This window comes from Brevundimonas sp. EAKA (assembly GCF_000698025.1).
GTDB lineage: Bacteria > Pseudomonadota > Alphaproteobacteria > Caulobacterales > Caulobacteraceae > Brevundimonas > Brevundimonas mediterranea_A.
This window is the reverse complement of record NZ_JMQR01000094.1, coordinates 1-12036: the sequence shown is the minus strand read 5'-3', so window position 1 is coordinate 12036 and position 12036 is coordinate 1. Positions and strand designations below refer to the sequence as shown.

Genomic DNA, 12036 nt, shown 5'->3' with positions numbered 1-12036 from the left:
GAGCGCAAGGGCGCGGGCTGGAGCCGTGAGGACAAGATCGCCGCCATCGGCGTCAAGGTGCGCAAATGGGTCAGCTTCCACGGCGTCAGCCTGAACGTGGAGCCGGATCTGGATCATTTCGGCGGCATCGTGCCCTGCGGCATCCAGGAGCACGGGGTCACCAGCCTGGTCGATCTGGGCGTTCTGGCCACCATGGACGAGGCGGACGCGGCGCTGAAGACCAGTTTTCATCATCTTTTCGGCGCGACCGTCGAAACGGCTTCCCCCCTCTGACCTGCGCCGCTTCGCCGCAATCGGTATGACATTTGGGCGAAAGGACGGCGGCGGGGGTTGGCAAGCGTGGGAGGCATAAGGTTTAACGACGGCGCCAGCTTATCGCCCAAGCCTAGGAGCCTCCATGAACCGCCTGATCGCCGCCGCCTCGGCCGCCGTCGTGTCCCTGACACTGGCCGCCGGCGCCGCCTCCGCCCAGGATTTCCGCGCCCTTGCGCAGCAGGACCTGCAGACGGTCCATGACGTCCTGGCCGCCAATCACCCCGCCGCCGTCGTGCCCGGCGCGCCGGGCGAGGCCTTCCGGGCCTGGATCGACATCGGCCTGGCCGACGCCCAGAGCAAGGCGGGCCGCGTCAACAGCGGCGACAGCCACGCCTATCTGCTGCGCTATTACGCCAACGGTTTCCGCGATTCGAACATCGCGACCCGCCCCACCTATGAAGGTCTGGGTCCCTATTTCGCCATCGGCTGGCCGGGTCTGACGACGGCGTGGCGCAACGGCGAATATGTGGTCTCCTATGTGAAGCCCGGCGTACGCAGCCTTCCGCCGGTCGGCTCGACCCTGGTGAAATGCGGCGACAAGACTGCGGCGCAACTGGCTGACGAACGTCTGGACCGTTGGGAAGGCGATCTGACGACCGAGGCCGGCCGCGTCCGCACGGCCCCCTATCTGCTGTGGAACCGCAACAATCCGCTGACCAGCGGCGTGCCGTCGCTCTGCACCTTCAAGGTCGGCCGTCGGGAGCGTGAGTTCCAGATGCAGCCCCAACCCGTCGAGGCCGGAGCGCTGGAAACCGCCTATCGCGCCACCGTCTATATGCCGCCGGCCAATCCCCTGGCGATCGAGACGGTCAACGGCCGTCCCTGGGTCCATGTCCATAGTCTGGCCGACGAAGCGGGCTGGGACGCCTTCTATGCTGCGGTCGAAGGCCAGTTGGCCGCCCTCCGCGGGCCTCAGGGCTTTGTCATCGACCTGCGGGGCGCCAATGGCGCGTCGCTGAACGCCACGGGCCGGGGCTATGGCCTGGCCAACCGGATCTGGACGCCCGAGTTCACCGTCAGCCGCCAGCCCGAGGCCGGCTCCATCACCTATCGCGCCACCCCGGCCAACCGTCAGTGGTTCGTCGACACCCTGAACCGCATGCAGGCCGATCCGCGCTTCGTACAGGAATCGGGCGCGGTCATCGAACAGACCCAGGCCATCGTCGCCGCCTTCGACTCGGCCCTGGCCGCCGGTCAGGCGACCTTCACCCTGCCGGGCCGCCCGTCGGTTCCGGACGCCGGCACGGCCAATCCGGTCGCCGGTCCGGTGATCGTTCTGGTGGACGGCGGCTGCACCAGCGGCTGCCTGGACACGCTGGACCTGCTGACCCGTCTGCCGAACGTGCGCCTGGCCGGATCGGTGACGGCCGAGGACTCGATCTTCATCGAGCCCACCGTCCTGCGCCTGCCGTCGAACTATGCGGACCTCAGCTATGGTCACAAGGCCTGGATGACCCGCCAGCGCGGCAATGACATGCCCTTCACCCCGGCCCAGGGCCTGGCCTACACCGGCGATCCGACCGACGAGGCCGCTGTCCGCGCCTGGGTGGGAACTCTGTTCCAGTAAAATCGTCCGGATCGAATGGACTGCGGGGGCGGGCAGGGGTGGAACCTCGGCCCGCCCCTTCTTATTTGGAGGTCATGACCGATCTCGCCCCCCCGTCCGACCGCCTGCGCTCGCCCTCCGGCTATGACCTGACCCCGCCGGACGACACCGAACGCGCCCGGCTGGAAGCCGACCTGAACCCCGAGGAGAAGCGCGTCCTGCTGTCGCACGGCACCGAGGCGCCCTTCTGCGGCACCCTGCTGGGCGAGAAGCGGGCCGGGGTCTTCTGCTGCCGCGAATGCGGCCTGCCCCTGTTCCGCAGCCGCACCAAGTTCGAGAGCGGCACCGGCTGGCCCAGCTTCACCGAGCCGGTCGATCCGGCCCATGTCCATGAAATCCGCGACACCAGCTACGGCATGGTCCGCATCGAGACCCAGTGCGCCCGCTGCGGCAGCCACCAGGGCCACGTCTTCCCTGACGGCCCGCCGCCGACCGGCAACCGCTACTGCATCAACTCGGTGGCCCTGAGCTTCGTGGCCGAGGGCGAACCCCTGCCGGATCCGTTGCACCGCGGCGACGGTGACGCCTGACCTTGGCCGCATTCGCTGTGCTAGGATGATTTCGAACGGAGGCGGCGCATGCTGATCGCAGGACTCTTGGCGGGTATGGCTCTGACGATGCCGGGCGCGATGTCGGGCGGCGATCCCGACGGCGTGGTCACGACCGCGCCCTCGAACGCTCCGACCCTGGCCCAGGCCATGGCCGCCGCGCCCGAGGCCGCCGTCGCCGCCCCCACGGCCCAGGACGCCGCGCCCCACGGCCTGACCACTGAACAGCAGATCCAGCACTGGATCGACAGCCGCACTCCCGGCGCCAGCTTCGACGAAGCCCCCGCGCCCGGCCCTCAGGACGACCGCCAGATGCACGGCATGGTCGAGGCGGGCATCGGCACGGGCGGTTACCGCAGCTATGGCGCGGCGGTGTCCCTGCCGGTCGGCGAAAACGGGCGGCTGGACCTGGCCTATCGCGAGGGCCGCAACGAACCCTGGGGTTACGGCTATAGCGGTGGATACGGCCTGCGCGGGCCGGGCTTTTATTCTCCCTACGGCGGCTGGTCCGGCCGCGGCTACGGCGCCGATTCGACCAGCAAGTCGCTGTCGATGGGGTTCAGCTGGAGCAAGGACAAGGACGCCGATGAGCGCGATTCGTGGCGGCGGGGGCTGTCGGCCTACGACTGAGGCTTGTATCGATTAGTCCGGTTTTTGGCTGGTCGTTGAAGCCGCCAATCGATCTGTTGCGGACACTCGCCTACGGTGAGACCATCGAATTATGGCGCTGGCGCTAAACGAACTTGAAGGACGTTTGAAATCTGCGTGGTCGGTGGAGACAGCGACCACATGGACGCGCGATAACCCAGCTCTTGGCCAGTGCAGTGTTACGGCGCTGGTGGTCAACGACTTGCTTGGCGGTCGCATCCTTAAGACCAGAGTGGGACCGAACTATCACTTCTATAATCTGATAGACGACACACGCATCGACCTGACCAGCAGTCAGTTTGGAGGGCAGATCGCTTACGAGGATCTTCCCGCGAGCCGCGACGATGCGTTCGGCGACACCACCTTCAAACAGTATCAGGCGCTGCGGCGAGCCCTCTTCCTGGAGACGCACTCAGCAGGTTGCTGTTCCTTTCCCACCCTTGGCTGAAGTCCTTGACGTCCGCCCGAAGTCCCTAAACAGACATCTCCGTCGGATCGTTCGTCTTGCGAACAAACGCCCATCCCACTGTCGTCGCGGCGAAGAAGGCCAGGGCGATGCCCAGGAAGGTCCAGCCCGACATCACGACCGCCCAGCCGCAGAAGCCCAGTCCGCCCAGGGCGGCCAGGCGCGCGGGCCAGCGGTCGCTGAACCGGAACAGGGCGGCGCAGCACAGGCCGTAGACGACCAGGAACAGCACGGTGGTCGCGCCGATCAGCAGGCTGAACTGGCCGGCCAGGCGCGGCTGGGCGCTGATCAGCACCATCAGGGTCATCAGGCCGCCGTGGATCAGCGGATTGGCGGGCGGGGTCAGGGCGCCCCGGCCGAAGACGCGGGGCAGGAAGCCCTGGCGGGCCCCGGCGCGGGCGGTCTCGCCGGTCAGCATCATCCAGCCGCCCAGGGTGCCCAGGGTCTTGGCGATGGCGCAGACGGCGACGAAGCCCGCCGCGCCGCCGCCGATCACCCGTGCGGCGACATCGGCGAAGGGGCTGCTGGATTTCGCCAATTCAGCGGCCGGAATCACCCCGAAGATCGCCGCGCTGACCGCGATATAGATGACCGCCGCCAGGCCGACCCCGGCGAAGGTGGCGCGGCCGACGTCGCGCTCGGGGTTCTTCAGGCGCTGGGCCACGACCCCGGCGCTCTCGAAGCCGAGGAAGGCCCAGAAGATCAGGGCCATCGAGGCGGGCACGCTGGCCGCCAGCCCGGCGCCGTCCGGCGACCAGGAGGCGGCGAAAATCTGGGGATCGAAGGCCATGGCGCCGGCGACGGCGGCTATGGCCAGGGGAATCAGGCCGATTCCCAGCGACAGACCGCCGAAACGCGCCACGGCGCGCGGTCCGGCCATATAGAGGAAGGTGGTCAGCCACAGCAGGGCGATATTGCAGATCGCGCTGGGCCAGCGTTCCGCCAGCACCGGGAAGAAATGCGCCAGATAGCCGGTGGCGGCCACGGCGATGGCGACATTGCCCAGCCAGTTGCCGACCCAGTAGCCGATCGAGGCCTGATAGCCGAAGAACCGACCCAGTCCCTGTTCGGCATAGCCCGACAGGCCGTCGGCGGCGGGCAGCCTGCGCCCCAGGCCCGCGAAGACCCCGGCCAGCAGCAGGGCGCCGATTGCGGCCACGACCCAGCCGACCATGCTGGAACTGCCGATCGAGGCCAGGGAGGCGGGCAGCAGATAGACCCCCGAGCCGATCATGTTTCCGGTGACGAGCAGGGCGGCCAGCGCCCAGCCCAGCTTGCGCGGCTCCGTCTTCCGCGTGTCGATCATGCCGGTCTTCTCCTGATCGCGCATAACAAAAAGGCCCGGCTTGCGCCGGGCCTTTTCAGTCTCAGATGGTGCCGCCGGGGGGAATCGAACCCACGACCTCAGCCTTACCAAGGATGCGCTCTACCACTGAGCTACGGCGGCCCCGACTGAGGAAGCGGCCGTATAGCCAAACCCTTCCGGGGAGGGAAGCGGCTTTTTGACGATCTGAAAGAAAGTTTGGACACGGCTCCTGATCGCGGCATGATCCGGGCATGACTCGTCCCCCGCCTGACGCCGACACGCCGCCCGCCGCCGCAGCGGCCTCGCCCCCCGAGATTTCGGCGCCGTCGGAGGTCGAACGGGCCAAGGCGGACCGGGCCATCCGCCTGGCTTCGGCCCTGCGCGCCAACCTGCGACGTCGCAAGGCGCCGGCCCGCACGCCCGCCCCGCCAAAAGACAGCAACTGAAAGTCATCGGCACGCGCCCGTTCCGCCCTTTGGCAAGCGCGCGCCGGCTTGCTAGAGAACCCTCCCCCCGAGGCGTTTGCTTCGGGCGCGCTTAAGGACGTCATGGACAGCATCGCCATTCAGGGCGGCGCCCAGCTTTTCGGGGATATTCCCGTCAGCGGCGCCAAGAATTCCGCCATCAAGCTGATGGCCGCCTCGATCCTGACGGATCAGCCCTTGCTGCTGACCAATATGCCGCGTCTGGCGGACACCCGCTTCCTGGGCCAACTGCTGCGCCAGTTCGGCATCGAGGTGACGGAACGGGATGGGGCGGACGGGCAGGAGAGTCTGTTCCACGCCAAGGCCCTGACTTCGACCTTCGCCCCCTATGATCTGGTGCGGCAGATGCGGGCCTCGTTCAACGTGCTGGGCCCGCTGCTGGCCCGCACGGGCGAGGCCAAGGTGTCGCTGCCCGGCGGCTGCACCATCGGCGCCCGTCCGGTGGATCTGCACCTCCAGGCCCTGACCGCGCTCGGCGCCGAGATCGAACTGGATGAAGGCTATGTCACCGCCAAGGCTCCGTCGGGTCTGAAGGGCGCTGAGATCGAGTTTCCCTTCGTCTCGGTCGGCGCCACCGAACACGCCCTGCTGGCCGCGGTGCTGGCCCAGGGCACGACCGTGCTGCGCCGCGCCGCGCGCGAGCCCGAGATCGGCGACCTGGCCCGCTGCCTGACCGCCATGGGGGCGAAGATCGAGGGGATCGACACTGACGTCCTGACCATCACCGGCGTCTCGTCGCTGAACGGAACGACCTGGTCGGTGATTCCCGACCGAATCGAAATGGGCTCCTACGCCGTCGCCGCCGCCATGGCGGGGGGCGAGGTGCGTCTGACCAAGGCGCGGGCCGAACTGATCGGGGCCCTGACCGACAAGATGATCGAGGCGGGCGTCGAGGTGTCGCCGACCGCCGACGGCGTGTTGATCAAGCGCGATCCGAAGGTGCGGTTGCAGGCGGTCGATATCGAGACCGCCATCTATCCCGGCTTCGCCACCGATCTGCAGGCCCAGTTCATGGCCCTCATGACCACGGCCGATGGCGTCAGCACCGTGCGCGAGACCATTTTCGAGAACCGGTTCATGCATGTGCCGGAACTGGCCCGGCTGGGGGCAGAGATCTCGGTTCACGCCGGCGAGGCCCAGGTCAAGGGGGTCGAGGGGCTGCACGGGGCCCAGGTGATGGCCACCGACCTGCGGGCCTCCATGTGCCTGGTCATCGCCGGCCTGGTCGCCGAGGGCGAGACGACGGTCGGCCGGGTTTATCATCTGGATCGCGGGTTCGAGCGTTTGGAGGAGAAGCTGGGCGCGTGCGGGGCGGATATCCGACGGATTAAAGGAACAGGTGATGAGCACTGAGATCGACGGCGTCGTCACGGAAGCCAAGGCGCCGGTAGAACCGCTGCGCCTGCTGGCCGAGGACGCCGACGATCTGCAGATCATCTCCGCCGCGCTTCAGGACGCCATCCTGCGGCCGGTCGACATCGTCTGGGAAAAGGGCGCCCGCACCCTGACCATCGCCTTCAGCCGCTTCTGCTGGGAGTGCGGCGGGACGCGGGTGATGTGCGCCATGCAGTTCGGGGACGTGCTGGCGGTCAAGAGCCGGCGCCTGTCGCGCAGCCCCGACGCCTCGCTGGAACTGCTGGCCCTGGATTTCATGCCGACCGAGGCGCCGGGCGGGCGGGTGATCCTGATGTTCGCCGGCGGCGGCGATCTGAGGATCGACGTCGAATGCCTGGACGCCGTGGTGACCGACATCTCGGAGCGCTGGCCGGCGCGGATCGCCCCGACGCATCTGGATGCGGTCCCTCTGAACGCGCCTGAAAACGATGAAGGGAGCCCGGCATGAGCGGCGTCCACAAGCTGGTCTCGGTTGAGCTGGACACGGTCACGCTTCCCGCCGCCACCGCCGAGATCGAGCACGAACGCCGCGTCGCCATCTTCGACCTGGTCGAGAAGAACAGTTTCGAACCCGTCGGCGCGCCTGACGATGCAGAGGGGGGCGGGCGATATCGGCTGAAACTGTCGCTGCAGGACAACCGGTTGGTGTTCGACATCGACGGCGGAGGTTTCACCCGCACCTACGCCATCAGCCTGACGCCCCTGAAGGGGGTGCTGAGGGACTATCTCATGATCTGCGACAGCTATTACGAGGCCCTGCGCGGCTCGTCGGCCAGCCAGATCGAATCGGTCGACATGGGCCGGCGCGGCCTGCACAACGAGGGGGCCGAACAGCTGAAGACGCGGCTGGACGGCAAGATCATCGTCGATCACGAGACGGCGCGACGGCTGTTTACGCTCTTGTGCGCCCTCTACCGTCGCGGCTGACCTCGACTATCTCTGCATTTTCGGGCATTAGGCCCCTCCATTCCGCCCCTCGCGCCCGCCCGGCGTGGGGTCGAACGCATATTCAACGGGCGTGAGAGGCCGCATGGCTAAGGAAGAACTGCTCGAGTTTCCCGGCACCGTCAGCGAATTGCTGCCGAACGCCACATTTCGCGTGACGCTCGAGAACGACCACGAGATCATCGCCCACACGGCGGGCAAGATGCGCAAGAACCGCATCCGCGTGCTGGCCGGCGACAAGGTTCTGGTGGAAATGACCCCCTACGACCTGACCAAGGGTCGCATCACCTATCGCTTCAAGTAAGGGACGGCTCGTATGAGCCGGCCTGAGCTGGTGCTGGCCTCGGCCAGTCCGCGCCGCATCGAACTGCTGGCGCAGGTCGGGATCACGCCCGACCATATCGATCCCGCCGACATCGACGAGACGCCGCTGAAGGGCGAGACGCCGCCGCGCCTCGCCGAACGTCTGGCCACGTCCAAGGCCCAGGTGGTTGCGGCGCGACGGCCCGACGCGGTGGTCATCGCCGCCGACACGGTGGTCGCCGTGGGACGACGTTTCCTGGAGAAGGCGGCGGACGAGGCTGAGGCGACGCGGTTCCTGAAACTGCTGTCCGGCCGCAATCACCGGGTCTTCACCGGCGTGGCCGTCGTGCGCGACGGCAAGCTTTCGTCGCGGGTCAATGAGACCCGCGTCAGCTTCAAGCCCCTGTCGGACCACGAGATCGCCGCCTATGTCGCCACCGGCGACTGGCGCGGCAAGGCCGGGGGCTATGGCATCCAGGGCCCGGCCGGGGCCTTCATTCAACGAATCGTCGGCAGCCATCCCGCCGTCATGGGCCTGCCTCTCTATGAGGCGGTGCAGTTGCTGCATGGCGTCGGCTGGCGGGCATGAGCGGCGAGATCGAGGTCTTCCTCGACGAGGCGCCGGGCGAGACCCGCGGCGCGGTCCTGCGTGACGGCCGCTATACTCATCTGCTGATCCATCGTGACGGCGATCTGCCCCAGCATCGCCTGGGCGCACGGTCCGTCGGCCGGGTGACCGAGATCAATCCCGGCCTGCGCGGCGCCTTCGTCGATCTGGGCGCCGGCGCGCCGGCCTTTCTGCCCTTCCATCGCAATGAACGTCTGACCCAGGGCGAACGGCTGGAGGCGACGGTCGTCGCCGAGCCGCGCGCCGGCAAGGGCGCGGTTCTGCGCCGCCTTGGGCCGGGGGAGGGGGCGCCCCGCCTGCTGGAGGCCGCGCCCAGCATCGCCGCCCAGCTGCGGGACCTCGCCGGAGGCGGGGGCTTGACCACGGGCCTCGCCGCCATCGACGCGGTGACGGAGGCGGAGGAAGAGGCTCTGGCGTCCCGCCATGTCTTCAACTCCCACGGCGTCGACCTCGCCATCGAACGCACCCGCGCCCTGATCGCCGTCGACATTGATCATACGGCCGGGACGGGGCGTGATCCGAAACAGGCGCGGGCGGCGGCGAATCGCCTGGGGCTGAACCAGGCCGCGCGGCTGATCAGCCTGCGGAACTGGGGCGGGCTGATCGTCGTCGACCTGGTCGGCGATGCGGAGGACGCGGCCGCCGGGGACAAGGCGGCCCGCGCGGCCTTCTCCCACGAACCCCAGGCCGTGTTCGGCCCGATCAGCCGGTTCGGCCTGTTGCAGATGTCGCTGCCCTGGCGGCGGACCCCTATAGAAGAGATCCTGTTCGAGGCCGGCCGCCGGCCGTCGGTCCAGACTGAAGTCCTGGCCCTGGCCCGGGCGCTGCGCCGACGACTGTTGTCCGACACCCGGTCTGCGCGCGTCGTCGCGCGCTGTGCGCCGGACGAGGCCGCGCTTCTTGGCCCCCTGGCCGCCCGGATGGGGCCGCGCGCCTCGGTGAGGGCCGACGCCGATGTGCGGCGCGGGTGTGGACGTATCGAAGGACCTGATCGATGAGCACCTGCCCGATCTGCCGCAAGGCCGACGCCGATCCCAAGTACAAGCCGTTCTGCTCGCGCCGCTGCTCGGAAGTGGATCTGCAGCGCTGGTTCACGGGCGGCTACGCCATCCCGGCCGCCCTGGACGAGGGTGCCGAAGATGATGGCGAAAAGGACTGAAACGACGCTGGACAGGCGGAAACGGCTCGCCTATAGACCCGCCTCTCGCGACGCCGCGTCGGCGCCTGGATAGCTCAGCTGGTAGAGCAGCGGATTGAAAATCCGCGTGTCGGTGGTTCGAACCCGCCTCCAGGCACCATCTTTCGTCGGCGCGCCGACCTTCCCTGAAATGACCAAGCCTAAGCGTCTCGTTCCATGGAACGATGTCATCTGAAACGATGCTGATCGACTGCTTTGGGGGCGGATGATCTGAGAAACGCTCTCAGAGGAGTAAAAAACTCCTCCGGATTATGGCTTTCGAACAAGCTTGCGCTAATCGCGGCGAAATCATCACAAAAGTGTCGCTTTCCGGCCTGCTGGCGGTCGAAAGGAGCAAGACTTGCTCGAACTTCGCCCGGCGGGTGAAATCCGGCTGTTCTCCCTTGACGCTCCGGTAAGGGTTCGCCAAAGGGGGTAGGACGTCCTCCCACAAAGGCGTCAGACGGATTCTTAGGAGACGTGTTCTCCGGCGGTTCGAATACGGGGGCGGTGCGGGAAACCGGATGCGTCTCCATCAAAGAATTCAGCGCCTGGATGATCCCGATGGGACGCGGGGCGTTGAAGGAAACATTTTCAGGTTGGGGGGCGGCTCTTTGACACGGCCGCACCTTTGGTTCCACGAGTCAGACCAAGCAGGAACTGGCGAATTATGCTGAACAGCAAAAAGACGAACATCCTTCTCGCCATGGCCGGCGCCGCCGTGCTGATGGCGAGCTCGCCGGTCCTGGCCCAGGCCCCGGCCGAGCCGACCCCGGCCGCTGCACCCGCAGCAGCCCCGACGGCGATGGCTCCGGCCGCCGACGCGGCCAACCCGCAAACCATGAACGAGTCCGTCGGCGGCGGACACGGCGCCGGCATCACCCCGATCTCCATGTTCATGGAAGCGACCGTCATCGTTAAGGTCGTCATGATCGGCCTGCTGCTGGCCTCGATCCTGTCCTGGACCCTGCTGCTCATCAAACTGTTCGAGTTTGGCGCGCTGAACCGCAAGACCGACAACTTCCTCGAAAACTTCCGCGGCGCCCGCACCATCGCGGACATGCGCGCCGTCTCGACGCAAGAAGAGTTCGACGGCAACCCGCTGGCCGACATGGCCGCTGCGGCGACCGAAGAAGTCGAAATGTCGCGTCAGGCCGGTCTCTCGGTCACCGGCGATCACCTCGACTCGGCCCTGGGCCGTGCCCAGGCCGCCGTCGCCGCCGTTCAATCCGGTCTGGCCCTGCGCCTGTCGGGCGGCCAGCAGTTCCTGGCTTCGGTCGGCTCGATCGGTCCGTTCGTCGGTCTGTTCGGCACCGTTTACGGCATCATGAACTCCTTCATCGGCATCGCGGAATCCAACACGACCAACCTGGCCGTCGTTGCTCCGGGTATCGCCGAGGCCCTGCTGGCCACCGGTATCGGCCTGTTCGCCGCTATCCCGGCCGTTGTCTTCTATAACTACTTCAACACGCGCATCGCCGCCTACGGCACCCGCGCCGATGGTTTCGCCGCCGAGCTGCTGAACGGCATCTCGCGTCAGCTCGACAAGGGGGCGTAAGACGGATGGCCGCCAAGATTAAATCGGGCGGCGGCGGCAACAAGGTCGAGGCCAACAGCGATATCAACGTCACGCCTTTCGTTGACATCATGTTGGTCCTCCTCATCATCTTCATGGTCGCGGCTCCGCTCGCTTCCGTGTCGGTGCCGGTCGAGTTGCCAATCGCCGTCGCTAAGGCGGCTCCGAACCCGCCCAAGCCGGTCTATATTTCGATCCAGAACGACGGCGACGTCTTTGTGGGCGACTTCCCGACCAGCGTCGGCTCTCTGGGCGAAGATCTGCTGAAGCAGATCGGATCCCGGAACCCGGCCGATGAGCGGATCTTCATTCGGGGCGACCAAAACACCCGCTATGGTGATTTCATGCAGGTCATGAACGCTTTGCAGGATAACGGCTTCTACAGCGTTGCACTGGTCGGCGAAGACCAGGCGACGAGCTAGAGTGCGGAGATAGAATGACAGACGTCGCATATCATCGCAGTCGTTACGACGTACCCAAGAAGAAGGGCTTCATGGGGGTTTCCTACCCCGTACTGATCGTCTGCCTTCTGATCGTCACCCTCCTGTTCGCCCTGCTGATCTTCTTCCTTCAGCAGTCGAAGTTCAAACTCAAGGAGTTCAACTACGTCGACGAGTCCGTCGAGGTCGAGTTGGTCG

Annotated in this window: 15 protein-coding genes, 2 tRNA genes and 2 pseudogenes; 17 read left to right on the top strand and 2 right to left on the bottom strand. The window is 66.9% G+C overall.

Annotated elements, in window-relative coordinates; translation table 11 throughout:
• The 5 genes and pseudogenes from ER13_RS12660 to ER13_RS12640 all read left to right on the top strand — a co-directional run.
• Positions 1 to 273, top strand: a pseudogene (locus ER13_RS12660) (lipoate-protein ligase B); the annotation flags it as partial.
• A 124-nt stretch (positions 274 to 397) separates the two neighbouring features.
• The gene (locus tag ER13_RS12655) at positions 398 to 1882 is read left to right on the top strand and encodes a hypothetical protein (RefSeq protein ID WP_035309740.1); all 1485 of its coding nucleotides are present in this window, start codon (positions 398 to 400) and stop codon (positions 1880 to 1882) included.
• A 74-nt stretch (positions 1883 to 1956) separates the two neighbouring features.
• A complete protein-coding gene (msrB, locus tag ER13_RS12650) occupies positions 1957 to 2451 on the top strand; it encodes a peptide-methionine (R)-S-oxide reductase MsrB (RefSeq protein ID WP_035309738.1) in 495 nt (164 codons plus the stop codon).
• 48 nt (positions 2452 to 2499) lie between these two features.
• Positions 2500 to 3099, top strand: coding sequence for a hypothetical protein (locus ER13_RS12645; protein WP_164952575.1), 600 nt, complete (start codon positions 2500 to 2502; stop codon positions 3097 to 3099).
• Between the two features lie 91 nt (positions 3100 to 3190).
• Positions 3191 to 3565, top strand: a complete 375-nt coding sequence (locus ER13_RS12640; protein ID WP_050771614.1) for a hypothetical protein — start codon at positions 3191 to 3193, stop codon at positions 3563 to 3565.
• Positions 3566 to 3590: 25 nt separating this feature from the next.
• Here ER13_RS12640 and ER13_RS12635 read toward each other — a convergent pair whose 3' ends face one another.
• Together ER13_RS12635 and ER13_RS12630 are read right to left on the bottom strand one after the other, a co-directional pair.
• Positions 3591 to 4889, bottom strand: coding sequence for an amino acid permease (locus ER13_RS12635; protein ID WP_035309743.1), 1299 nt, complete (start codon positions 4887 to 4889; stop codon positions 3591 to 3593).
• A gap of 66 nt (positions 4890 to 4955) precedes the next feature.
• A tRNA-Thr gene (locus ER13_RS12630) sits at positions 4956 to 5030 on the bottom strand.
• A gap of 110 nt (positions 5031 to 5140) precedes the next feature.
• Between ER13_RS12630 and ER13_RS12625 the strand changes: the two genes are divergently transcribed.
• From ER13_RS12625 to ER13_RS12575, 12 genes and pseudogenes are all read left to right on the top strand, one after another.
• On the top strand, positions 5141 to 5335 hold the full coding sequence (locus ER13_RS12625) for a hypothetical protein (RefSeq protein ID WP_008264028.1): 195 nt from the start codon (positions 5141 to 5143) through the stop codon (positions 5333 to 5335).
• Positions 5336 to 5437: 102 nt separating this feature from the next.
• Complete coding sequence (gene murA / locus ER13_RS12620; protein WP_008259994.1) at positions 5438 to 6727, top strand: UDP-N-acetylglucosamine 1-carboxyvinyltransferase; 1290 nt, start codon at positions 5438 to 5440, stop codon at positions 6725 to 6727.
• Positions 6717 to 7217 (top strand): DUF2948 family protein, encoded by a 501-nt coding sequence (locus ER13_RS12615; RefSeq protein WP_035309736.1) that lies wholly within the window; start codon positions 6717 to 6719, stop codon positions 7215 to 7217. Before murA ends, ER13_RS12615 begins: the two co-directional genes overlap by 11 nt.
• The gene (locus ER13_RS12610; RefSeq protein ID WP_008260730.1) at positions 7214 to 7696 is read left to right on the top strand and encodes a UPF0262 family protein; all 483 of its coding nucleotides are present in this window, start codon (positions 7214 to 7216) and stop codon (positions 7694 to 7696) included. Before ER13_RS12615 ends, ER13_RS12610 begins: the two co-directional genes overlap by 4 nt.
• A gap of 103 nt (positions 7697 to 7799) precedes the next feature.
• A complete protein-coding gene (infA, locus tag ER13_RS12605) occupies positions 7800 to 8018 on the top strand; it encodes a translation initiation factor IF-1 (protein ID WP_008261544.1) in 219 nt (72 codons plus the stop codon).
• A gap of 12 nt (positions 8019 to 8030) precedes the next feature.
• Positions 8031 to 8606, top strand: a complete 576-nt coding sequence (locus ER13_RS12600) for a nucleoside triphosphate pyrophosphatase (protein ID WP_035309734.1) — start codon at positions 8031 to 8033, stop codon at positions 8604 to 8606.
• A complete protein-coding gene (locus ER13_RS12595; protein WP_008260569.1) occupies positions 8603 to 9643 on the top strand; it encodes a ribonuclease E/G in 1041 nt (346 codons plus the stop codon). Before ER13_RS12600 ends, ER13_RS12595 begins: the two co-directional genes overlap by 4 nt.
• Positions 9640 to 9804: a DNA gyrase inhibitor YacG gene (locus ER13_RS18005; protein WP_008259215.1), complete on the top strand. Its 165-nt coding sequence runs from the start codon at positions 9640 to 9642 to the stop codon at positions 9802 to 9804. The genes ER13_RS12595 and ER13_RS18005 overlap by 4 nt, the downstream gene beginning before the upstream one ends.
• 63 nt (positions 9805 to 9867) lie before the next feature.
• A tRNA-Phe gene (locus ER13_RS12590) sits at positions 9868 to 9943 on the top strand.
• A 549-nt stretch (positions 9944 to 10492) separates the two neighbouring features.
• Positions 10493 to 11380 (top strand): MotA/TolQ/ExbB proton channel family protein, encoded by an 888-nt coding sequence (locus ER13_RS12585; RefSeq protein WP_008258688.1) that lies wholly within the window; start codon positions 10493 to 10495, stop codon positions 11378 to 11380.
• Between the two features lie 5 nt (positions 11381 to 11385).
• A complete protein-coding gene (locus ER13_RS12580) occupies positions 11386 to 11820 on the top strand; it encodes a biopolymer transporter ExbD (protein ID WP_008259452.1) in 435 nt (144 codons plus the stop codon).
• A 14-nt stretch (positions 11821 to 11834) separates the two neighbouring features.
• Positions 11835 to 12036 (top strand): annotated as a pseudogene (locus ER13_RS12575) (energy transducer TonB); the annotation flags it as partial.

Bases quoted from the DNA above. Each gene is read 5' to 3' on its own strand.
- ER13_RS12580 (WP_008259452.1), top strand. From the start codon at position 11,386: ATGGCCGCCAAGATTAAATCGGGCGGCGGCGGCAACAAGGTCGAGGCC.
- ER13_RS12615 (WP_035309736.1), top strand. From the start codon at position 6,717: ATGAGCACTGAGATCGACGGCGTCGTCACGGAAGCCAAGGCGCCGGTA.
- ER13_RS12645 (WP_164952575.1), top strand. From the start codon at position 2,500: ATGCTGATCGCAGGACTCTTGGCGGGTATGGCTCTGACGATGCCGGGC.
- msrB (WP_035309738.1), top strand. From the start codon at position 1,957: ATGACCGATCTCGCCCCCCCGTCCGACCGCCTGCGCTCGCCCTCCGGC.
- ER13_RS12610 (WP_008260730.1), top strand. From the start codon at position 7,214: ATGAGCGGCGTCCACAAGCTGGTCTCGGTTGAGCTGGACACGGTCACG.
- ER13_RS12595 (WP_008260569.1), top strand. From the start codon at position 8,603: ATGAGCGGCGAGATCGAGGTCTTCCTCGACGAGGCGCCGGGCGAGACC.
- ER13_RS12625 (WP_008264028.1), top strand. From the start codon at position 5,141: ATGACTCGTCCCCCGCCTGACGCCGACACGCCGCCCGCCGCCGCAGCG.
- ER13_RS12655 (WP_035309740.1), top strand. From the start codon at position 398: ATGAACCGCCTGATCGCCGCCGCCTCGGCCGCCGTCGTGTCCCTGACA.
- ER13_RS12635 (WP_035309743.1), bottom strand. From the start codon at position 4,889: ATGATCGACACGCGGAAGACGGAGCCGCGCAAGCTGGGCTGGGCGCTG.
- ER13_RS18005 (WP_008259215.1), top strand. From the start codon at position 9,640: ATGAGCACCTGCCCGATCTGCCGCAAGGCCGACGCCGATCCCAAGTAC.
- infA (WP_008261544.1), top strand. From the start codon at position 7,800: ATGGCTAAGGAAGAACTGCTCGAGTTTCCCGGCACCGTCAGCGAATTG.
- ER13_RS12585 (WP_008258688.1), top strand. From the start codon at position 10,493: ATGCTGAACAGCAAAAAGACGAACATCCTTCTCGCCATGGCCGGCGCC.
- ER13_RS12640 (WP_050771614.1), top strand. From the start codon at position 3,191: ATGGCGCTGGCGCTAAACGAACTTGAAGGACGTTTGAAATCTGCGTGG.
- ER13_RS12600 (WP_035309734.1), top strand. From the start codon at position 8,031: ATGAGCCGGCCTGAGCTGGTGCTGGCCTCGGCCAGTCCGCGCCGCATC.
- murA (WP_008259994.1), top strand. From the start codon at position 5,438: ATGGACAGCATCGCCATTCAGGGCGGCGCCCAGCTTTTCGGGGATATT.